At 73.8% G+C, this 20,617-nt stretch carries 20 protein-coding genes; 6 read left to right on the top strand and 14 right to left on the bottom strand.

Translation table 11 applies throughout. The features are described 5' to 3' along the window. Positions 1-203: 203 nt before the first annotated feature. The 4 genes from FJK98_RS07825 to truB form a co-directional block, all read right to left on the bottom strand. Positions 204-2,579 (bottom strand): polyribonucleotide nucleotidyltransferase, encoded by a 2,376-nt coding sequence (locus FJK98_RS07825; RefSeq protein WP_145918425.1) that lies wholly within the window; start codon positions 2,577-2,579, stop codon positions 204-206. Positions 2,580-2,802: 223 nt separating this feature from the next. Beyond that, a complete protein-coding gene (rpsO, locus tag FJK98_RS07820; RefSeq protein ID WP_067302624.1) occupies positions 2,803-3,072 on the bottom strand; it encodes a 30S ribosomal protein S15 in 270 nt (89 codons plus the stop codon). A 218-nt stretch (positions 3,073-3,290) separates the two neighbouring features. Continuing rightward, a complete protein-coding gene (locus tag FJK98_RS07815) occupies positions 3,291-4,217 on the bottom strand; it encodes a bifunctional riboflavin kinase/FAD synthetase (RefSeq protein ID WP_145918424.1) in 927 nt (308 codons plus the stop codon). A gap of 117 nt (positions 4,218-4,334) precedes the next feature. After that, positions 4,335-5,219 (bottom strand): tRNA pseudouridine(55) synthase TruB, encoded by an 885-nt coding sequence (gene truB / locus FJK98_RS07810; RefSeq protein ID WP_145918423.1) that lies wholly within the window; start codon positions 5,217-5,219, stop codon positions 4,335-4,337. Between the two features lie 95 nt (positions 5,220-5,314). Between truB and FJK98_RS07805 the strand changes: the two genes are divergently transcribed. Next, positions 5,315-5,611, top strand: coding sequence for a hypothetical protein (locus tag FJK98_RS07805; RefSeq protein WP_088645572.1), 297 nt, complete (start codon positions 5,315-5,317; stop codon positions 5,609-5,611). 224 nt (positions 5,612-5,835) lie between these two features. Continuing rightward, positions 5,836-6,771, top strand: coding sequence for a hypothetical protein (locus FJK98_RS07800; protein ID WP_145918422.1), 936 nt, complete (start codon positions 5,836-5,838; stop codon positions 6,769-6,771). A gap of 55 nt (positions 6,772-6,826) precedes the next feature. Here FJK98_RS07800 and FJK98_RS07795 read toward each other — a convergent pair whose 3' ends face one another. The 10 genes from FJK98_RS07795 to rimP form a co-directional block, all read right to left on the bottom strand. Next, entirely contained in the window at positions 6,827-8,152 is a 1,326-nt protein-coding gene (locus FJK98_RS07795) for an MATE family efflux transporter (RefSeq protein WP_145918421.1), read from the bottom strand. Between the two features lie 1,828 nt (positions 8,153-9,980). Beyond that, positions 9,981-10,190 (bottom strand): DUF6186 family protein, encoded by a 210-nt coding sequence (locus FJK98_RS07790; RefSeq protein ID WP_194822111.1) that lies wholly within the window; start codon positions 10,188-10,190, stop codon positions 9,981-9,983. After that, on the bottom strand, positions 10,190-10,597 hold the full coding sequence (locus FJK98_RS07785) for a hypothetical protein (RefSeq protein WP_145918420.1): 408 nt from the start codon (positions 10,595-10,597) through the stop codon (positions 10,190-10,192). The genes FJK98_RS07790 and FJK98_RS07785 overlap by 1 nt, the downstream gene beginning before the upstream one ends. Positions 10,598-10,616: 19 nt before the next feature. After that, entirely contained in the window at positions 10,617-11,717 is a 1,101-nt protein-coding gene (locus FJK98_RS07780) for a bifunctional oligoribonuclease/PAP phosphatase NrnA (protein WP_145918419.1), read from the bottom strand. Then, positions 11,714-12,190, bottom strand: a complete 477-nt coding sequence (gene rbfA / locus FJK98_RS07775; protein WP_145918418.1) for a 30S ribosome-binding factor RbfA — start codon at positions 12,188-12,190, stop codon at positions 11,714-11,716. Before rbfA ends, FJK98_RS07780 begins: the two co-directional genes overlap by 4 nt. A gap of 324 nt (positions 12,191-12,514) precedes the next feature. Then, positions 12,515-12,808, bottom strand: coding sequence for a DUF503 domain-containing protein (locus tag FJK98_RS07770; RefSeq protein WP_088647721.1), 294 nt, complete (start codon positions 12,806-12,808; stop codon positions 12,515-12,517). Between the two features lie 89 nt (positions 12,809-12,897). Continuing rightward, entirely contained in the window at positions 12,898-15,900 is a 3,003-nt protein-coding gene (gene infB / locus FJK98_RS07765) for a translation initiation factor IF-2 (protein WP_145918417.1), read from the bottom strand. 93 nt (positions 15,901-15,993) lie between these two features. After that, positions 15,994-16,326: a YlxR family protein gene (locus FJK98_RS07760; RefSeq protein ID WP_088647723.1), complete on the bottom strand. Its 333-nt coding sequence runs from the start codon at positions 16,324-16,326 to the stop codon at positions 15,994-15,996. Positions 16,327-16,342: 16 nt separating this feature from the next. Continuing rightward, the gene (gene nusA, locus FJK98_RS07755) at positions 16,343-17,386 is read right to left on the bottom strand and encodes a transcription termination factor NusA (RefSeq protein ID WP_145918416.1); all 1,044 of its coding nucleotides are present in this window, start codon (positions 17,384-17,386) and stop codon (positions 16,343-16,345) included. Then, a complete protein-coding gene (rimP, locus tag FJK98_RS07750; protein WP_145918415.1) occupies positions 17,383-18,060 on the bottom strand; it encodes a ribosome maturation factor RimP in 678 nt (225 codons plus the stop codon). The genes nusA and rimP overlap by 4 nt, the downstream gene beginning before the upstream one ends. Before the next feature lie 172 nt (positions 18,061-18,232). On the opposite strand from rimP, the gene FJK98_RS07745 reads away from it, so the two are divergent. From FJK98_RS07745 to FJK98_RS07730, 4 genes are read left to right on the top strand one after another with little or no spacing between them, the layout of a single operon-like run. Continuing rightward, positions 18,233-18,739, top strand: a complete 507-nt coding sequence (locus tag FJK98_RS07745) for a hypothetical protein (RefSeq protein WP_240762675.1) — start codon at positions 18,233-18,235, stop codon at positions 18,737-18,739. Next, positions 18,736-19,185, top strand: a complete 450-nt coding sequence (locus FJK98_RS07740) for a ferritin-like domain-containing protein (RefSeq protein WP_145918414.1) — start codon at positions 18,736-18,738, stop codon at positions 19,183-19,185. Before FJK98_RS07745 ends, FJK98_RS07740 begins: the two co-directional genes overlap by 4 nt. A gap of 57 nt (positions 19,186-19,242) precedes the next feature. Then, entirely contained in the window at positions 19,243-19,830 is a 588-nt protein-coding gene (locus FJK98_RS07735; RefSeq protein ID WP_088645558.1) for a PadR family transcriptional regulator, read from the top strand. Next, on the top strand, positions 19,827-20,561 hold the full coding sequence (locus FJK98_RS07730) for an ABC transporter ATP-binding protein (protein WP_145918413.1): 735 nt from the start codon (positions 19,827-19,829) through the stop codon (positions 20,559-20,561). The genes FJK98_RS07735 and FJK98_RS07730 overlap by 4 nt, the downstream gene beginning before the upstream one ends. The last annotated feature ends 56 nt before the right edge of the window (positions 20,562-20,617 follow it).

The following is a 20,617-nucleotide window of genomic DNA, read 5'->3' as shown; positions in this document are numbered from 1 at the left end:
TGCGGGTGACCGCCCGGGACGGAGTCCCGGCGCGGCCGGGCTGCCCGGCGACGGCGTGCCGGACGGGCGACGCCGCCGGCCGCCGGCCCGGGGGAAACGACGAACGCTGGGCGCGGCTCACGCAGACCTGCTTCCCGTGCGACGAGGGGTGGGGGAACACACCGGCCGGGTGACGACGTCGTCGTCACCCGGCCGGTCACTGCTCAGCTGTGCCGGGTACGCCGACGCGGACGCTCGCCGCCGTCGCCACCCTCGCCGCCACCCGGGCCACGCTCGCCGCGCTCCGGCGCCCGACCACCCCGGTCGCCGCCCCGGTCACCGCGGTCACGCGGACCCCGGTCACCGCCCCGGCCGGCCGGCCGGTCGCCACCGGCGGACTCACCGGCGGCCGGCGCCTCGGCGCCCTCCGGCCGGACCTTGTCCAGGTAGATCTTGCCGCGGGCGTCGATGTCCGCGATCTCCACCTCGACCTTGTCGCCGACGTTGAGGAAGTCCTCGACCCGCTCGACCCGCTTGCCGTCGCCCACCTTGGAGATGTGCAGCAGGCCGTCGCGGCCGGGCAGCAGCGAGATGAACGCGCCGAACGCGGCGGTCTTGACCACCGTGCCGAGGAACCGCTCGCCGGCCTTCGGCAGGGTCGGGTTGGCGATCCCGTTGATCCGGTCCACGGCGGCCTGCGCCGACGGGCCGTTGGTCGCGCCGACGTAGATCGTGCCGTCGTCCTCGATGGAGATCTCGGCGCCGGTCTCGTCCTGGATGGCGTTGATGGTCTGCCCCTTCGGGCCGATCACCATGCCGATCTTGTCCACCGGGATCTTGACGGTGGTGACCCGGGGCGCGTAGTCCGACATCTCGGCCGGGGCCTCGATCGCCGCCTGCATCACGCCGAGGATGGTCTGCCGGGCCTCGTTCGCCTGCTGGAGCGCGGCGGCGAGCACGTCCGACGGGATGCCGTTGAGCTTGGTGTCGAGCTGGAGCGCGGTGACGTACTCCGGCGTGCCGGCGACCTTGAAGTCCATGTCACCGAACGCGTCCTCGGCACCGAGGATGTCGGTCAGCGTCACGTACTGGGTCTTGCCGTCCACCTCGTCGGAGATCAGGCCCATCGCGATGCCGGCCACCGGCGCCTTGAGCGGCACACCGGCCGACAGCAGCGCCAGCGTCGAGGCGCAGACCGACCCCATCGAGGTCGAGCCGTTGGAGCCGAGCGCCTCGGAGACCTGCCGGATGGCGTACGGGAACTCCTCACGCGACGGCAGCACCGGCAGCAGCGCCCGCTCGGCCAACGCGCCGTGGCCGATCTCCCGCCGCTTCGGCGAGCCGACCCGACCGGTCTCCCCGGTCGAGTACGGCGGGAAGTTGTAGTTGTGCATGTAGCGCTTGCGGTTCTCCGGGGAGAGGGTGTCCACCATCTGCTCCATGCGCAGCATGTTCAGCGTGGTGACGCCGAGGATCTGGGTCTCGCCCCGCTCGAACAGCGCGGAACCGTGCACCCGGGGCAGCACGCCGACCTCGGCGGTGAGCGGCCGGATGTCGCGTGGGCCCCGGCCGTCGATGCGGACCTGCTCACGCAGCACCCGGTTGCGGACCTCGGACTTGGTCAGCGAGCGGAAGGCGGCGGAGAGTTCCTTCTCCCGGCCCTCGAAACGACCGGTCAGCTCCTCGGCGACCCTGGCCTTGACCCGGTCCAGGGCCTCCTCACGGTCGGCCTTGCCGGCGATCTGGAGCGCCTCGGCCACCTCGGCGCGGACCAGCTCGGCCACCGCCTGGTAGACGTCGTCCTGGTAGTCCAGGAACACCGGGAACTCGGTGACCGGCTTCGCGGCCACCTCGGCCAGCTCGCTCTGAGCGCGGCACAGCTCGCGGATCGCCGGCTTGGCGGCCTCCAGGCCGCTGGCGACGATCTCCTCGGTCGGGGCGGTCGCGCCACCGGCGATCAGGGTCACCGCGTGCGGGGTCGCCTCGGCCTCGACCATCATGATCGCGACGTCGCCGTCCTCGAGGGCGCGACCGGCCACCACCATGTCGAAGGTGGCCCGGGACAGCTCCTCCAGCGTCGGGAACGCCACCCACTGGCCCTCGACGTGGGCCACCCGGGTCGCCCCGATCGGGCCGGAGAACGGCAGGCCGGACAGCTTCGTCGACATCGAGGCCGCGTTGATGGCGACCACGTCGTACGGGTGCTGCGGGTCGAGCGCGAGGACGGTCTCGACGACCTGGACCTCGTTGCGCAGGCCCTTGACGAACGACGGGCGCAGCGGCCGGTCGATCAGCCGGCAGGTGAGGATCGCGTCCTCGCTGGGCCGGCCCTCGCGACGGAAGAACGAGCCGGGGATGCGGCCCGCGGCGTACATCCGCTCCTCGACGTCGACGGTCAGCGGGAAGAAGTCGAACTGCTCCTTCGGGTGCTTACCGGCGGTGGTGGCGGAGAGGACGACCGTCTCGCCGAGCTGGGCGATGACGGAGCCGGCGGCCTGGCGGGCCAGCCGGCCGGTGGAGAAGGTGATCTCACGGGTGCCGAAGGACCCGTTGTCGATCACGGCGGTGCGGGATTCGGTGCCGAGGTTGGTCTCGGTCATGTGCGGCGGTACTCCTTCGCGTCGTGGGCCCACGACACCGGAGCTGCTCAGACGGCCGGTCTTCGATCGAAGCGCCCGGGTGGCCGGCATGTTGCCGGGATGCCCGGGGGCCACTACCGGAGACCGGTACGCTGACCGGCTCCCTCTCGGGTGGTCGCGCGGCCCTCTTCTTCGTGGTGGTGCCCGAACGGGGGAGCGGCCCGGTGGCCGCTCCCCCGTCACGTCATCGGCGCAGGCCGAGTCGCTCGATCAGCGACCGGTAGCGGTTGATGTCCTTCTTCTGGACGTAGTTGAGCAGCCGACGGCGCCGACCGACCAGCAACAGCAGCCCACGGCGGCTGTGGTGGTCGTGCTTGTGCACCTTCAGGTGCTCGGTCAGCTCCGCGATCCGCTTGGTGAGGACCGCGACCTGCACCTCCGGCGAACCGGTGTCGCCCTCGGCGGTCGCGTACTCCGAGCGGATCTTGGCCTTGGCTTCCTGGTCGAGCGCCATGTTCTCCCTGTTTCGGTGGGTTGACAACTGATGTCCGTCGTTCGGGTCCGCGTGGACCGGAGACGGACGAACCTCGCACCCGCGGCGTCGTGCAGGCACGCGAGGCCCCGCGTCGGTCATCCGACGTCACCGCCACACTACCAGCCCGTCGCGGAACCGCCCGGTCAAGGCCCACGCGGCGGGTGACGGCGGCCCGTCGACCCACCCCGCCGGGCCGGTCAGGCGACCGCCAGCCGGGTCCGCGCGACGTCCTCGGCCATCTGCACCAACAGCGGCTCGATCGCGTCGTACCGGATCTGGCCACGCAGGTGGGCGGCGAAGTCGAGGGCGACGTGCTCGCCGTACAGGTCGCCTGCGAAGTCCAGCACGTGCGCCTCGACCCGGCGCTCCCGGCCGGCGAACGTCGGGTTGGTGCCGATCGAGATGGCCGCCGGCAGCCGCTCGATGCCCCCGCGCACCAGCCAGCCGGCGTACACCCCGTCGGCGGGCACCGCCGCGTGCGGCGGGCAGCGCAGGTTGGCGGTCGGGAAGCCCAGCTCCCGGCCACGCTGGTCGCCCAGCACCACCACCCCTTCGAGCCGGTGCGGCCGGCCGAGCACGGCGGTCGCCGCCGCCACGTCCCCGGCCTCGATCCGGGCCCGGATGTACGTCGAGGAGAAGACCGTGCCGTCGGCGGCGACCAGCGGGGCGTTCTCCACCCCGAAACCGAAGGTCCCGCCGAGCTGTTCGAGCAGCGCCACGTTCCCGGCGGCCCGGTGCCCGAACCGGAAGTTGTCCCCCACCACGACCAGCGCCGCGTGCAGGTGTTCGACCAGGATGTCGTGCACGAACGCCTCGGCCGGCAGCCGGGACAGCTCGGCGGTGAACGGCACCACACACAGCACGTCGACCCCGAGCGCCTCGATCAGCTCCGCCTTGCGGGTGGGCTCGGTGAGCACGGCCGGGTGCGCGCCGGGGCGGACCACCTCGGCCGGGTGCGGGTCGAAGGTCACCACCACCGACCGTACGCCCAGCTCACGGGCGCGCGCCACGGCGTGCCCGATGGTCGCCTGGTGCCCCCGGTGCACGCCGTCGAAGACGCCGATGGTGACGACCGACCGCCCCCAGTCACCGGGTGCCGCCTCGTACCCCCGCCACCGCTGCATGCCGCTCCTTCCCTGCTCCGCCGCTGACCGGCTCACACCCGTACCCACGCCGCCGGTCGTCCCGGCCGTCGTCCCCGCGCCCGTCGTCCCCGCCGTACCGTCCGGCCGGCGGCCCGGTCAGGCCGGGGCGAGCACGATCTCCGCGCGGGCCCGGCCGTCCCGCTCGCTGACGATAGCGATCAGGCCACCGTCCGGTCCGAAGACGGCGTACGGTCCGGCGATGCCCACCGGGTCCAGCGGGCCGCCGTGGGAGAGCACCTTCGCCTCGTCGGCGCTGGCCTGCCGACGGGAGAAGTACCTGTCGGCGGCGGTGTCGAGGGGCAGGGTGACCACCTCCGGCGCGCGCTGCTCCAGCGTTGCGAGGGTGGCCGACTCGGCCAGGGTGAAACTGCCCACAGCGGTACGCCGCAGCGCGGTGAGGTGCCCGCCGACGCCGAGCGCCAGGCCCGCGTCCCGGGCCAGCGCCCGGATGTACGTCCCCGACGAGCAGTCGACGTCGATGTCCACGTCGACCACGTCCGGGGTGTCCCGGCGGATCGCCGACACGTCGAGCCGGGAGACGGTGACCCGCCGGGCGGGCAGCTCGACCTGCTCGCCGTCCCGGACCCGCTTGTACGCCCGCTCCCCGTTGATCTTGATGGCGCTCACCGCGCTGGGCACCTGGTCGATCTCGCCGGTCAACGGCACGAACGCGGCCCGGATCGCGGCGTCGGTCAGCGCACCGGCCGGCGTGGCGGCGATCACGTCACCCTCGGCGTCGTCGGTGACCGTGGACTGGCCGAGCCGGACCGTCGCGGTGTAGCTCTTACCCGCCCCGATCACGTACGTCAGCAGCCGGGTGGCCCGGCCGACCCCGATCACCAGCACCCCGGTCGCCATCGGGTCGAGGGTGCCGCCGTGCCCGACCCGGCGGGTACGGGCCAACCGGCGGATGCGCGCCACCACGTCGTGCGACGTCATGCCGCCAGGCTTGTCGACCACGATCAGACCGTCACCGTTCACGACCGCCAAGCCTGCCAGACGGGTCCACCCCGCCCGCCACCGCACGGCACAATGCCGTCACACCACGAGAACCCCCGTCACCCGTCAGGAGCAGCATGACCACGCCGCCCCCGCCCGAGCACCGTGCCCGGGTCGAACTCCCCGAGTGGATGCGTCACCCGGAGCCGCCCCGTCGTACCCTCGGCCGGCGGCTGTCCGAGCTGGTCGAGGCCGTGCCGACGCTCCGCCGGGCACGCCTGTCGCTCTGGCGGTGGCGCGACCGCAGCCGATTCAGCGAACGTCACCCGGTGGTCGCCGGGATCGTCTCGTTCGTGCTGGTGGCGACGCTGGCCAGCCTGCTGGTCGGCGGCGCGCTCTACCTGTTCGCCCGGATGCGCGCCGGCACCCTCTGAACCCGTCGTCGCCCCCGCCCCGGGCCCGGTCCGCGTCCGTGACCCCGGACGGGACAGCGCCGCGACGGACCGGGTGCGAGGATCATGCGCCCCTCCCCCTCCGACCCAGGGAACACCTCGTGACCCACGGCCCGACACCGGCTGATCCACCCCACGCCGCCCGGTCATCCCCCGACCGAGCGGCGGTCGCCACGGCGGACGAGCCGGTCCGGATTCCGTCCTGGATGCGGGAAACCGAGGTGGAGCACGAGTTGACCCGCTCGGAACGGCTCCGGCTGCGCTGGGGTCGGTACGGCGGCACGCTGCTCGGCACGGTGGGCGCCCTGCTGGTGCTGGTGCTGGTCGGCGGGCTCGCCCTGGGTGGGTTCCGTTTCGTCCAGCGGGCGCACGACGGCGCGCCGCTGCTCCCCCGTCGGGGTGGCACGTCGCCGCCCGCTCCCCGGCCGACCGACGACAGCGGCAACAGTCTCGGCCCGTTCGTCGCCACCCCGGCCGAGGCGTACGCCGAGGGCGCGGCGGCCATCGTGCCGCCCGCCGCCCACCGGACCGGGCCGTTCACCGCCAGGCAGGTCACCGACGGGCTGGCGAGGGTCCGTCGGGCACTGGTCGAGGGACGGGTGGAACCCCGGATGCTGGACGGCGATCCCGACGGGTTCCTCGCCGTGCTCGCCCCGCAGAACCGCGACTCCGCCCGCCGGGACCTGGCCTCCGGCGCCGGCCTCGGCTTCGCCAGCCGGATCGCCGACCGCGCCGACCCGGGGCTGGACCGCGACGAGAAGGTGCGTGGCCGGGGCACCATGACCTACCGGTCCACCACCGCTGCCAACGGGGTACGGGCGTTGGAGGTCACCACGCGGTTCGTCTGGGCCTACCCGTTCGACCTGTGGCGTCCCCAGGCGTACCGGCCGGGCGCGGAGCTGGTCACCCTGCGCGACGAGGTGGTGTGGCTGGTGCCGTACCCGGACGACGTCAGCCCGGCCGGGCGCGGCCTCTGGCTCGACTCGGCCCGGGTCACCCTGCAGAACGCCAGCTGCCCGGCGATGCAGCGGGGATTCCTGGCGCTGGCCGAGGCCGAACCGCTGCGCCGTCGGACCGCGCCGGCCCCGACGGGCGACGTCTACGACGAGAGCTGGCGGGCCGGCGACGGCGAGGAGTGCTGACCGACGATCACGGTGCTCCCGGCCGGGAGACCGCCCTCGGATCGCCGCGCGCCGGTCAGCGCACCGCGCCGACCACCGCCCACCTGCCGGAACGCAGCCGCAGCAGGACGCCGACGAGCCGGATCACCACGAGCAGGGTGAGGCCGGCCCAGATGCCGCCCAGACCGAGGTCGAACGCGTAGGAGAGCCAGATCGCCGGCAGGAAGCCGCCGACCGCCGCGACCACGGTCAGGTTGCGCAGGTAGCGGATGTCGCCGGCACCGATGAGCACACCGTCGAGGGCGAACACCACCCCGGCGAACGGTTGCATCGCCACGAACCAGGGCCACGCCACCATCGCCTGCTCGCGTACCTCGGGGTCGGAGCTGAACAGGGACGGCACGACGCCGGCCCCGGCGGCGATCAGCACCGCGAAGGCCACCCCGCACACCCCGCCGAGCAGGGCGAACCGGCGGGCCAGAGCGCGCGCCCCGGCGGCGTCGCCCGCGCCCAGTGTCGCGCCGATCAACGCCTGCGCGGCGATCGCCAACGCGTCGAGCAGCAGCGCGGTGAAGAACCACAGTTGCAGCGCGATCTGGTGGGCCCCCACGGCGGCGGCACCGAACCGGGCGGCGACGGCGGTGGCGGACAGGAAGCTGGCCTGGAAGGCGAGCCCCCGGATGAGCAGGTCCCGGCTGAGCACCAACTGCTGGCGGATCAGCGCCGGCCGGGGCCGCAGGCCCACCCGTTCCCGCAGCAGCGCCCCCACGAAGAGGGCACCCGAAACGGTCTGGGCGATCGCGTTGGCCACCGCCGAACCGGTCACCCCGAGCCCGGCGGGGTAGACCAGCAGGGGACAGAGCAGCGCGGAGAGCAGGTTCGGCCCGAGCACGAACAGCAGCGGGCGGCGGGTGTCCTGGATGCCGCGCAGCCAGCCGTTGCCGGCGGCGGCCAGCAGCAGGCCGGGCGCGCCGAGGGCCGCGATCCGCAGCCACCGCCCGGCGGTGTCGGCCACCTCGCCACCGCCGCCGGCGAGGGTACGCGCCAGCGCGTCACCGCCGAACTGCATGCCGACGGCCACCAGCACGCCCACCCCGAACGCCAGCCAGGACGCCTGGACGCCCTCGGCCAGCGCCGCAGCCCGGTCACCGGCACCGAACCGGCGGGCCGCCCGCCCCGTGATGCCGTACGCCAGCACGGTGCCGAGCCAGGCGGTGAGCGTCAGCACCGTGCCGCCGACGGCGAGCGCGGCCAGCGGAACCCGGCCCAGGTGCCCCACGACGGCGGTGTCGACCAGCACGTAGAGCGGTTCGGCCGCGAGCACCACCAGGGCGGGAAGGGCGAGCGCGGCGATCCGGCGCGGCGAGGCGAGCGCGGTGGCGGTGGCGGTGGGCTGGCTCATCGCCGCCGATCCTGGCATGCCTGCCGTAAGGAACGCAAGCCTTGGCATCACTTACCGAACGATGGTCGACGGAACCGGCCCGGCGACGCACGCTCAGACGGGGTGGGGCGTGCGGGCGGCGGAGTGTTTCGGCCGAGCCGGGCCGGTTCAGCGGGGCGGGGTTTGCAGAGCCCGGCCCGGACGGGCGGGTTCCGCCCGGCCCGGACGGGCGGGTTCCGCCCGGCGCGGTCGAGGCAGGCCGCGCCGGCCAGGCAGACGCGGGCCGAGCCAGGCTGATCGGGCGGGTCTGGCTGTGGCGGGCCCGACTGGCCTGCCTTGCCTTACCTACGACCGGGTTCGCTGCGCCGGACTGGGCACACGGCCTGCTCCCCGCACGGCTTGGCGGGGCGGCTCTTGGGCACGGCTCGGCGGGGCGCCTTCTGGGCACGGCCGGCCCATCCCGGGGCACCGCCTGACCGGGCCGGCTGGTGGGTGTCGTGTCGACCGCCGCAGGTTGAACACGAATTGGCCGAGGACCTCGGGACACCACCGTGAGCAGGCCGGTCGAACACGCCTGGAGCCGGGCGGCCTCTGACACGGCGCGGCGGAGCCGGTTGAACCCGGCTCGAAGCGAGCGGCCCCCGGACACCGCCTGGCAGGGCCGGTTGAGCGCGGCTCGAAGCGATGTTCCCGGACACCGTCTGGTCGGGCCGGTTGAGCGCGGCTCGGCCCGGCTCGGCCTGGCCGCGCTGAACGCGGCCGGAGCCGGGGCCGGGCCAGAGTAGACGGGCCGGGGTGGAACTGAGCGCAGCCGGTGCGGGACCGGGCCGATCCCGCACCCGGGTGGAGACGACCCGGAGCAGGCGCTACGGCCGGGCCGGGGCTACACCTGGGCCAGGGCTGACCCGGGCCGGCGCCGGGGCCCCGGCCCGGGGCCGAGCCGCGTGGGGCCGGCGGCAACGAGCGGGGCTGGGCGTAACCGAGCACGGCACCGGGGCCGGGCTGAGCGGAACTCAGCCGGGCGGCGGGGTCACCGCCGGTGCGGCAGGGTCACTGACGGGTGTCCATCGAGGTCTGCAACGCGCGGCGCATCTGCTCGCGGGCCTCGTCGGTGGTCTCGGTCTTGGGCTTGGTCGCCATGGCGGTGTCCTTCCAGGGTGTGGACCACCGAACAGGTGGCCCAGACGGGCGGTCCTGCTGAGCGCCGGGAAGGCAGCCCGGGATCACCGGAGCGGCTCGCCTGGCAGCGTGAGCCCGGGTCGGTCAGACCCTGGAGGGAGGCGGCACCGGGTGTGGCACCACCGCCCGCGACCTGCGTCGCGGCGCGACGTCGGCCCCTCCCAAGTTAACGTTTACTTTCCACATGCTGCCCACTCTTCCCGTCATCTGGACGGGCCCGGCAAGCACCCCGAGAACACCCCGAACCGGCCTGCCCGGCACGAACACCCGCACCGCACAGCACCTGGACCCCGGCCGATTTCCCGTGACACGTCCGATCGAGCAGGCCACGCCGACCACGGGACGGCACCGCTGAACCGACCGAACCCGGCACAGGACGTTGCTTCAAGCGGCCGGACCAGACACGGGATGCGAAACCGGGCGGGCCGAACCCGGCACGGACCGAGCTGGGCAGACCGCACACGCGCACGGGGTGGGAGAGATCGGCCCGGAACAGCCACGAACACCGGGCCGGACCAGACCCGGGCCACCCAGCCGAAGGCCGGCCCAGGCAGGTCAGACCGGACAGCGAGGGCGGGGCAGGGGGCTTACCGGAGCGGGACCGCCGGGCAGGTCCGCGTCGCCGCTCGCGGCCGGCCCGGAGCGGCCGGGGACCCGACGGTGGAGTCGGTCAGCGGGCCAGGAAGTGCCAGCCCAGCCACCACCAGAACCCGAACACGCCGATCCGGCCGACCGGCACCGGACCGACCTCGTACCGCATGACGTAGGCGCAGACGTCGCCCAGTGACGGAATCCGGGAACCTTCCCGGCGGGCGGCCCACTCGACGGCCGCGAAGAGCACCAGCGATGCGAGGAAGCCACTGATGGCGAGGGTGCGCATCATCGCCGTACCAGCCCCCAGAAGGCGGCCAGCCAGGCGAACCAGGCCGCCGAGCGGACCAACTCGTCCTCCAGCAGCGGATCGGCCAGGCGGGAGAAGGTGGGGAACTCGTCGCCGACCGCCATGACGAAGGTGGCCCCTTCGAGCACCCCGAACAGCGCCGCCGGAAGCAGCCACCAGACGGTGCCCCGGCCCAGCCGGCGCGGTGCCGGCCGACGCTGCACCCGGTTGCCGAGGCCGAGCCAGATCAGCGCGCCGCCGGTGCCCAGCGTCCAGATGTTGGCCTGTGCCGAGAACGACGGGAACTGCCCACCGACCAGGGAGAGGCAGGCCAGCACCGGCACGGTGACCACCGGCCTGTCCCAGGCGCGGGAGACGTCCACGGCGATCTCGTGCGGCTGCTCCATCGTCCGATTCTCCCCGGGGTCACCGTGTGCGGGAAGACCGACACCCGTCGGCGTGAGCGGGGCCACCGGTCAACGCACCCGCCAGCTCCGCCCTGATCAGGGCGATGACCTGGTCGGCGTCGCCCGATCCGGTGAAACCGGCGGCGAAGCGGTGACCTCCGCCACCCAGCGCCACCGCCACCGCGCTGACGTCGACCGCGCCCTTGCTGCGCATCGACACCGCCCACTCGACCGGCCCGACCTGCTTGAGCACGCACGCGACGTCCGCCTCGGCGGTGCAGCGGACCGAGTCGATCAGCGACTCCAGCACGTACGGCTGCTGGTCGTGCCGGGCCAGGTCGTCGAGGGTGGCGTTGGTCCAGACCAGGCCGTGACCGGCGGCGGCCTCCGGTTCGAGCCGGGCCCGGCCGAGCACCTCACCGAAGAGCCGGACCGCGCCGAACGGCCGGGTGTCGAAGACCTGGCGGGAGATGTCGCCGGGGTGCAGGCCGGTGGCGAGCAGCCGGGCGGCGAGCCGGTGCACCTCGGGGGTGGTGGCCGCGAACCGGAACGAACCGGTGTCGGTGGTCAACGCGACGTAGAGGCCCGTCGCGATCTCGGCGTCCAGCGGCACGTCGAGCCGGGAGAGCAACTGCTCGGCGACGACCGAGGTCGCCGCCGCCGCCGGGTCGACCAGGCGTACCGCGCCGAAGCCGGTGTTCGAGGCGTGATGGTCGAGGACGACCGAGGTGCCGGCGGTGTCGAGCCGGTCGACCAGGTCACCGAGCCGCGACTCGCTCGCGGCGTCGAAGCAGACCACCAGATCCGGGTCCGGGTACGCCTCGCTCGCCGGCACCAGCAGGTCGAGCCCCGGCAGCCAGCGGAACGGCTCCGGCACCTCGGGGGGCCCCGGAAAGGTGGCCTGCAACCGGTGTACGCCGAGCCGGCGCAGCCCCAGCCCGAAGCCGAGCATGCTGCCCAGCGCGTCACCGTCCGGGTTGACGTGACAGATCAGCAGCACCCGGGCGTCGGCCGGCAGGCCACGTACCGCCGCGACGGCGGCAGCCCAGTCGTCCTCGCCGGGACCGGTGGACGGCGACCCGGTACGGAGTTCGTCGGCCGTGCCCGGGGCGGCCGTCACCGCCGGTCCGTCGCGGACGGGTCGGTGGTGACGTCGTCGTCGGTCTCGTCGTCCTCGTCGTCGACCCGGTACGGCTGGGCGTCGCCCGCGTACTTGGCCTGGGCGGCCAGCCGCTGCACCTCGGCGTCGGCGTGCCGGGCCTGGGCGAGCAGGTCGTCGATCTGCTTGACCTGGTCCTGCACGTCGTCCAGGACGAAGGTCAGCGAGGGCGAGTGACGCAGCCCGAGGGCCTTGCCGACGGTGCTGCGCAGCATGCCCTTGGCGCTCTCCAGTGCGGCGGCGGTGCTGGCCTGGGCCGCCGCGTCACCGAGGACGGTGTAGAAGACGGTGGCGTCGCGCAGGTCGGCGGTGATCCGGGCGTCGGTGATGGTGATCATCCCGAGCCGGGGGTCCTTGATCTGGCTCCGCACCACCGAGGCGACCAGTTCGCGAATCCGCTCGGCGTGCCGGCGAACCTTGGCCGGATCAGTCATGTCCCCCACCTCCAGGGCGTTCCTTCCGCGGCCGGAGCGGCGACGCGGGCGTCACCGGGACCAACCACCCAACACCTCGAACACTACCCGCGCGCCACCCCCACCCGCCCGCCCCCACCCCGCCCACCCACCCCTCACTCCCACCTCCCTCACCCACCCCACTTCCCGCCCCCGCCTATGCCCCACCCCACCCCGGTGATCAAGAAGTTTGCGTCAACTGATCAAGAGGTTCGCGTCAACCCGAAGATCGAAGCTGACGCAAACCTCTTGATCACCGAGGGCAGACGGGGCGGGGCGACAGGGCGGGGGAAGCGGTGAGAGGGGTCAGTCTTCGGGGGTGTGGAGGTGGCGACGGACGGAGAGCAGGTCGATCTCGGGGCGGGCGGCGACCAGGCGTTCGCAGGAGTCGAGCACGTCGCGGACGTGGGTCGCCTCGGCGGCCACCACGGCCACCCCGATCTCGGCCCGACCGTGCAGGTCGAGCGCGCCCACCTCGGCGGCCGACACCTCGAACCGGCGCAGCGCCGCCACGATGGGCCGGACGTAGGAGCGCTTCGCCTTGAGCGAGCGGGAGTCGCCCGGCAGGAGCAGGTCGAAGAGTGCGGTTCCGGTATACATCGCCACGGACGTTACGGAACCGGCCCGGACATGCTCAAGGGGTTTACGCCGGGTGGCGTAAACCCCTTGAGCACCGTGTCAGCGCCGGATCAGGCGCGCGGCTTCTCCCGCATCTCGAAGGTCTCGATGGTGTCGCCGACCTGGACGTTGTTGAAACCGCCCAGAGTCAGACCACACTCGAAGCCTTCGCGGACCTCCGTCGCGTCGTCCTTGAACCGCTTGAGCGAGCTGATCGTGAGGTTGTCCGCCACGACCGCCCCGTCCCGCAGCAGCCGCGCCTTGGCGTTGCGGCGGATGATGCCGGACCGGACGATGCAACCGGAGATGTTGCCGATCTTGGACGAGCGGAAGACGTCGCGGATCTCCGCGGTGCCCAGCTCGACCTCCTCGTACTCCGGCTTGAGCAGCCCCTTGAGCGCGGCGTCGATCTCCTCGATGGCCTGGTAGATGACGGTGTAGTACCGGATCTCCACGCCCTCGCGGTCGGCGATCTCGCGGACCTTGTTGGCGGCCCGCACGTTGAAGCCGATGATCGTGACCGCCTCGGACGAGGCGCTCGCGAGCATGACGTCGCTCTCGGTGATCGCACCCACGCCCCGGTGGATGATCCTGAGCTGCACCTCCTCGGGGATGTCGAGGTTGAACAGCGCGTCCTCGAGGGCCTCCACGGAACCGGAGACGTCGCCCTTGAGCACCAGGTTGAGCGAGGTCTTCTCGCCCTCCTTGAGCTGCTCCATGAGCGTTTCGAGGGTGGCCCGGCCACGGGAGTTGGCGAAGGACGCCGCCCGCCGTCGTGCCTGCCGCTGCTCGGCGATCTGCCGCACCGTGCGGTCGTCCTCGGCGGCCAGGAAGGTGTCACCCGCACCCGGCACCGCGGTCAGACCGAGCACCAGGACCGGACGGGCCGGACCGGCCTCGGCGACCTGGTTGCCGTTCTCGTCGAGCATGGCGCGGACCCGGCCGTGGGCCCCACCGGCGACGATCGAGTCGCCCGCCCGCAGGGTGCCCTTCTGCACCAGCACCGTCGCCACCGCGCCGCGGCCCTTGTCCAGGTGCGCCTCGATGGCCACACCCTGCGCCGGCCCGTCGATCGGAGCGGTCAGCTCCAGCGACGCGTCGGCGGTCAGCAGGACCGCCTCCAGCAGCTCGTCGATGCCGATGCCCGGCTTGGCCGCCACGTTGACGAACATGGTGTCGCCGCCGTACTCCTCGGCGACCAGGCCGTACTCGGTCAGCTGCTGGCGGACCTTGTCGGGGTTCGCCTCCGGCTTGTCGACCTTGTTGACCGCGACCACGATCGGCACCTCGGCCGCCTTGGCGTGGTTGAGCGCCTCGATCGTCTGCGGCATGACGCCGTCGTCGGCCGCCACCACCAGCACCACGATGTCGGTGACCTGGGCACCACGGGCACGCATGGCGGTGAACGCCTCGTGACCCGGGGTGTCGATGAAGGTCACCGCGCGGTCCTCGCCCTCGTGCGGGACGTGGACCTGGTACGCGCCGATGTGCTGGGTGATGCCACCCGCCTCGCCGGCCACCACGTTCGCCTTGCGGATCGCGTCGAGCAGCTTGGTCTTACCGTGGTCGACGTGACCCATGACGGTCACCACCGGCGCACGGCTGACCAGGCGGTCCTCCGCGACCTCGGCGTCGAGGTCGATGTTGAACTGCGCGAGCAGCTCGCGGTCCTCGTCCTCCGGGCTGACGATCTGCACGTCGAAACCGAGGTGCTCACCGAGCAGCAGCAGGGTCTCGTCGGAGCAGGACTGGGTCGCGGTGACCATCTCGCCCAGGTTGAACATCTCCTGGACCAGCGAACCCGGGTTGGCGTTGATCTTGTCGGCGAAGTCCGACAGCGAGGCGCCACGGGAGAGCCGGACGACCTGACCCTGACCCCGGGGCGCGCCCGAGCTCATGGTCGGGGCCGACAGGTTGTCGAACTCCTGTCTGCGCTGCTTCTTGGACTTGCGACCACGGGTCGGCCGGCCACCCGGACGCCCGAAGGCACCCGCGGCGCCGCCGCCACGGCCACGACCGCCACCACCGGGACGACCACCGCCACCGGCCGGGGCACCCGGACGGAAACCACCGCCGGGAGCGCCACCGCCGCCACCGGGGCCACCACGGTAGCCACCGCCGCCGCCGGCGCCACCGCCGCCACCGGGACCGCCACGGAAGCCACCGCCACCGCCGCCACCGGGACGGAAGCCACCGCCACCGCCACCGGGACGACCGGCGCCGCCGCCGGGGCCACCACGACCGCCACCGGGGCCGCCGGGGCGACCCGTGGTGGGCCGCTGGCTCGGCATCGAGGCCGGGCTGGGCCGGGGCGGCATCGAGGCCGGGCTCGGCCGCGGGGGCATACCGGCCGGGCTCGGCCGGGGACCGCCGCCACCGGCCGCCGGGGGCCGCTGCTGCTGGCCGCCCTGGATGCCGAACGGGTTGTTACCGGCGCCGCGCGCCGGGGGACGACCACCGGGACGGGCACCGGGGCCCGCCGGGGGACCACCGGGCCGGCCGGCGGCCGGGGTGCCCGGACGCGGCGGTACCGCGTTCGGGCCGGGACGCGGACCCGGACGCGGGCCACCCTCGGTGGGCGGCTCCCGCCGGACGTTGTCCCGCTGCTGCTGCCGGGCGGCCTGGGCGGCCTTGACCGCCGCCTCCTGCTCGGCCTTCAACGCGGCGGCGCGCGCCTCGGCGGCGGCCACCTCGATGTCGTGTGCGCTCGCCGGCTTGGCGACCGGGGTCACCGGCTGCGGCGGGCCGGGGACCGGGCCCTTGGGCTTCGGTCCAGGGGTCGGCGCGGCCGGCCGCCGGGGCGGCATCGGTCGGGCCGAGACCCGGGGGGCACCCGGGGTCGGGGGCGGCGTCGGGGTCGGTGCCGGGCTCGGGGCCGCCGCCGGAGCGGACGGTGCCGACGAACCACCGGCGGACGCGACGAATGCGCCACGCAGCCGTCGGGCGACGGGCGCCTCGACGGTGCTGGACGCGGACTTCACGAACTCGCCCATTTCCTTCAGCTTGGCGAGCACTGTCTTGCTTTCGACCCCGAGCTCCTTAGCAAGCTCGTGTACGCGGGCCTTACCTGCCACTGCACTCCTCACTCCGAGGTCGTGCGGGCAGCACCCGCAGCGACCTCACTCGTGCACTTGAAGCCTGGTCATTTCAGGGACTTCATCGTGTGCTCATGTCGGTCGTCCTACCTTGCTAGCGACCCTCGCCCGATCGGGTTGACCGGACGTAGTGGTTGGCGCATCGACGTGCTCCGCGACGGCACCGTGATCGGGGACCCCGGTGAGTCGCAGCGCCCGCCCGAAGGCGCGACGCCGCACCGCCAGCGCGAAGCAGGCCGGATCCGGGTGCATGTTCGCTCCCCGACCCGGCAGACTGCGGCTCGGATCAGGCCGGAGACTGTGACCATCCTCGTCACCGACCGCGACGATCCGCAGCAGTTCGCTGGCCGGCGCACGTTTCCGGCAACCCACACAGGTGCGCTCCGGATGCGCGCGTCGTACCACTGGAAGAAGTCTACCCCTAGCCGCCCGAGATCGCTCCGCCCGGCTCCGGGACGGACTCGGCACCACCCCGACCGCCGGCGCCCGCCTGCTCCGCGTCCGACCGGATGTCGATCCGCCAACCGGTCAACCGGGCAGCAAGTCGGGCATTCTGCCCCTCCCGGCCGATCGCCAGGGAGAGCTGGAAGTCCGGGACGGTCACCCGGGCCGTACGGGTGGCCAGGTCGACCACCTCGACCCGCAGCGCCTTGGCCGGCGAGAGCGCGTTGCCGACGAAGGTCGCCGGGTCGTCCGACCAGTCGATGATGTCGATCTTCTCGCCGTGCAGCTCGCTCATCACCGCGCGGACCCGCTGGCCCATCGGCCCGATGCAGGCGCCCTTGGCGTTCACGCCCTGCACGGTGGACCGGACGGCGATCTTGGTGCGGTGACCCGCCTCACGGGCGATCGCCCCGATCTCCACGGTGCCGTCGGCGATCTCCGGCACCTCCAGCGCGAAGAGCTTCTTCACCAGCGCCGGGTGCGACCGGGACAGGGTGATCTGCGGCCCGCGCATCCCCTTGGTCACGTGCACCACCACGCAGCGGATCCGTTCGCCGTGGGTGTACCGCTCACCGGGCACCTGCTCGGACTGCGGCAGCACGCCCTCCAGCTTGCCCAGGTCGACGCTGACGATGCCCTTCTCGCTGCGCGCCTCGTGCGCCTGCACCACGCCGGTGACCAGGTCGCCGTCGCGGCCGACGTACTCGCCGAAGTGCACCTCGTCGGTGGCCTCCCGCAGCCGCTGGAGGATCACCTGCTTGGCGGTCATCGCCGCGATCCGGCCGAAGTCGTGCGGGGTGTCGTCCCACTCCCGCACCACGCTGCCGTCGTCGTCCAGCTCCTGGGCGTAGACCAGGGCGGCCCCGTTCTTCCGGTCGATCTCCACCCGGGCGTGCGACTCGGCGCCGTCGGTGTGCCGGTAGGCGGTCAGCAACGCGGTCTCGATCGCCGCGAGGATCGTGTCGAACGGGATCTCCCGCTCGCGCTCCAGTGCGCGCAGCGCCGCGAGGTCGATGTTCACCTCTCCTCGTCCTCCACATCATCATCGTCGTCATCTTCGTCGGTGTCGTCGCCGACCTCGTCGATCTCGTCCGCCTCGTCGATCTCGTCGAGGCGGTGGAACTCGACCTGCACCCGGCCGGGGCCCAGTTCGGCGTAGCGGTGCTCCACCGGACCGGACTCGGTCTCCAGCACCACGCGCTCGTCGTCGGCCGCTGCCACCCGCCCGGTGACCTGCCGGTCCACGGCGGGCTCCCCGGCCCGTACGGTCACCTTGACCAGTCGGCCGGCGTTGCGCCGCCAGTGCCGGGGCAGGGTCAGCGGGCGGTCCACCCCCGGGGAGCTGACCTCCAGCTGGTACTCCCCCGCCACGATGTCCCCGCCGGACTCCTCGGCCGCGTCGAGCGCCGCCGAGACCGCCCGGGAGACGACCGCGACCGCGTCCAGGTTGATCCCGCCGTCGGCGTCCACGATCACCCGGACCACGTGCCGGCGGCCGGCCCGGGAGACCGAGACGTCCTCCAGGTCGTAGCCCGCCCCGGTGACCACCGGCTCGATCACCGCGCGCAACCGGTCGCGACGGGCGGCCAGGTCACCCCGGGATGCGCCGGCACGGTCGCCGCCCCGGGGGCCGTCGGTGCGACGGGAGCGTCCCGCCGGCGCCGTCGGCCTGGTGGCACGGCCACGCTGCGTCATCTGGGCACCCTTCTCCTGGTCGGCGGCGGTCGTCGGACCGGCACGCCGGGACGCCACCGGGGCGGCAGCGCCGGTGGCTGCGCAGAGCGTAACGCGCCGTCGGTACGGCGGCCCCGGCGGCGCACCGACGGCGGTCGCCCGGCGGACGGCGGGCATGGTGTTGACTTGTCCGGTGGCCACGGGCAGAACAACGACGCACCACGACGGAACGGGGCAGTCCCGGCGTACCGTGCTGCGGGCCGGCGCGCTCCTGGCGGTCGGCGTCGCCGCCGTACCGCTGACCGGGTGCGGTCTCCTCGACCGCGACGACCCCACCCCGCCGCCCGACCCGCTGGAACCCCTCGCGGCCGAGGCCCGGTCGCTGGCCGACCGGCACCGGGCCGCGATCGCCGCCGACGCGGGGCTGGCCGGCCGGCTCACCCCGATCGCCGACGCGCACGCCGCGCACGCCGACGAACTGCGCCGGGTGATCGGCCGTCCCGAACCCTCCGCTGCGGCATCGCCGGGCCCGTCCGCCGCCGGTGGTGACCGCGCCGCCGTGCTGGCCGCGCTGCGCTCGGCCGAGCAGAGCGGCCGGGACAACGCGGCGAAGGCGTGCGCGGACGCGCCGGGCGACCGGGCCGCGCTGCTCGGCGCGATCGCCGCCGCCCGGGCCACCCACCTGGAGGCGCTGAAGTGAGCCGCTCCACCGCCCCCGCCACGCCGGGCGACGCGCTCGCCGACGCGTTGACCGCCGAGTACGCCGCGATCTACGCCTACGGCCCGATCGGGGTGCACCTCACCGACGCCGACCGGCGGGCCGCCCGCGCCGCCGAGGCCGCCCACCGGTCCCGGCGCGACGCGCTGGTGCTCCAGCTCAGCTCCGCCGGCGGGACGGTCCCGGCCGACCAGGCCGGCTACGCCCTGCCGTTCCCGGTCACCGACCGGGCCGCCGCGCTGCGGCTGGCGGTGCAGGTGGAGGAGCGCACCGGGGCGTTCTGGCGGGCGGCGCTGCCGGTCACCACCGGCGCGGACCGCACCCGGGCGCTCAACGCGCTGACCGACTGCGCGGTACGGGCCACCCGCTGGCGGCGCAGCGCGGGCATCACCCCGCTGACCGTCCCGTTCCCCGGCAGTCCCACCTGACCCACCGCCCGTACCCTGCGGTTGCGGTCCGCATACGGGGTATGCATACTCCGTCGCATGTCCATCCGTCACGGCCTGCTCGCCCTGCTGGAGCGCGGCCAGATGTACGGCTACCAGCTCCGGGCCGCGTTCGAGGAGTCGACCGGCTCGACCTGGCCGCTGAACATCGGTCAGGTCTACACCACGCTCAACCGGCTGGAACGTGACGGCCTGGTCCGTTCGCTGCCCGAGCACGAGGGCGGCCAGCGGCCGTACGAGATCACCGACGCCGGACGGGCGGACCTGGCGCTGTGGTTCGTCACCCCGATCAGCCGCAACGACCGCCCCCGCGACGAACTGTCCATCAAGCTGGCCCTGGCGTTGACCACACCCGGGGTGGACGTGCGGGCGGTGGTGCAGACCCAGCGTGGCGCGACCATGCGCACGTTGCAGGAGCTGACCCGGCTCAAGTACACCAGTGACCGGCCGGAGGACCTGCCCTGGCGACTGGTGCTGGACGCGATGATGTTCCAGGCCGAGGCGGAGATCCGCTGGCTCGACCACTGCGAGACCAGCCTGGTCCGGCACCGGCCGGCGGCCCCCACCGCACGCAGCGGGTCACCGCCGGAGGTGGTGGAGCGGGCCGACGAGGAGGCACACCGGTGACCGGCCCCGACGGCGCGGTGCTCGAACTGCGCGACGTGCACCGCACCCACGGGGGCGGGGAGGCCGCCGTGCACGCGCTGCGCGGGGTGAGCCTCACCGTACGACCGGGCGAGCTGGTGGCGGTGATGGGTCCCTCCGGCTCGGGCAAGTCGACCCTGCTCACCCTGGCCGGTGGGCTGGACCGGCCGACCGCCGGGGAGGTGCTGGTCGAGGGGGAGACGCTCGGCACGCTCGACGGGCGGCGGCTGGCCCGGCTGCGCCGTCGCCGGATCGGCTACGTCTTCCAGGATCTGAACCTGCTCGGCAGCCTCACCGCCGGGGAGAACGTGGCGCTCCCGCTGGAACTCGACGGGGTCGGCGTACGGCAGGCCCGGCGGGCGGCCCTGGCGGCGCTGGAGGAGGTGGGCCTGGGCGGGCTCGGCGGACGCTTCCCCGACCAGATGTCCGGGGGTCAGCAGCAGCGGGTGGCGATCGCGCGGGCGCTGGTCGGCGAGCGGCGGCTGGTGCTGGCCGACGAGCCGACCGGGGCGCTGGACTCGCAGACCGGGGAGGCCGTGCTGCACCTGCTGCGCCGCCGGGTCGACGCGGGCGCGGCCGGGGTGCTGGTGACCCACGAGGCCCGGCACGCGGGCTGGGCCGACCGGGTGGTGTTCCTCCGCGACGGCGTCATGGTCGACTCCACCGCGCCGCTGGCCGGGGTCGAGCACCTGCTCTCCGGGATCGGCCGGTGACCGCCCCGCCCCACCCGGACGGACCACGGCACCCCGACGGCCGGTCCCACCCCCGG

Source organism: Micromonospora sp. HM134 (assembly GCF_007833915.1).
Lineage (GTDB): Bacteria > Actinomycetota > Actinomycetes > Mycobacteriales > Micromonosporaceae > Micromonospora > Micromonospora wenchangensis.
The sequence above is the reverse complement of the archived record's forward strand: the minus strand, read 5'-3'. Positions and strand labels throughout refer to the sequence as shown.

Bases quoted from the DNA above. Each gene is read 5' to 3' on its own strand.
- rbfA (WP_145918418.1), bottom strand. From the start codon at position 12,190: ATGACTGATCCGGCCAAGGTTCGCCGGCACGCCGAGCGGATTCGCGAA.
- rimP (WP_145918415.1), bottom strand. From the start codon at position 18,060: ATGACGCAGCGTGGCCGTGCCACCAGGCCGACGGCGCCGGCGGGACGC.
- FJK98_RS07735 (WP_088645558.1), top strand. From the start codon at position 19,243: ATGTCCATCCGTCACGGCCTGCTCGCCCTGCTGGAGCGCGGCCAGATG.
- FJK98_RS07770 (WP_088647721.1), bottom strand. From the start codon at position 12,808: ATGTATACCGGAACCGCACTCTTCGACCTGCTCCTGCCGGGCGACTCC.
- FJK98_RS07795 (WP_145918421.1), bottom strand. From the start codon at position 8,152: ATGAGCCAGCCCACCGCCACCGCCACCGCGCTCGCCTCGCCGCGCCGG.
- FJK98_RS07805 (WP_088645572.1), top strand. From the start codon at position 5,315: ATGACCACGCCGCCCCCGCCCGAGCACCGTGCCCGGGTCGAACTCCCC.
- FJK98_RS07790 (WP_194822111.1), bottom strand. From the start codon at position 10,190: ATGCGCACCCTCGCCATCAGTGGCTTCCTCGCATCGCTGGTGCTCTTC.
- FJK98_RS07815 (WP_145918424.1), bottom strand. From the start codon at position 4,217: ATGCAGCGGTGGCGGGGGTACGAGGCGGCACCCGGTGACTGGGGGCGG.
- FJK98_RS07785 (WP_145918420.1), bottom strand. From the start codon at position 10,597: ATGGAGCAGCCGCACGAGATCGCCGTGGACGTCTCCCGCGCCTGGGAC.
- rpsO (WP_067302624.1), bottom strand. From the start codon at position 3,072: ATGGCGCTCGACCAGGAAGCCAAGGCCAAGATCCGCTCGGAGTACGCG.
- FJK98_RS07800 (WP_145918422.1), top strand. From the start codon at position 5,836: ATGCGGGAAACCGAGGTGGAGCACGAGTTGACCCGCTCGGAACGGCTC.
- FJK98_RS07825 (WP_145918425.1), bottom strand. From the start codon at position 2,579: ATGACCGAGACCAACCTCGGCACCGAATCCCGCACCGCCGTGATCGAC.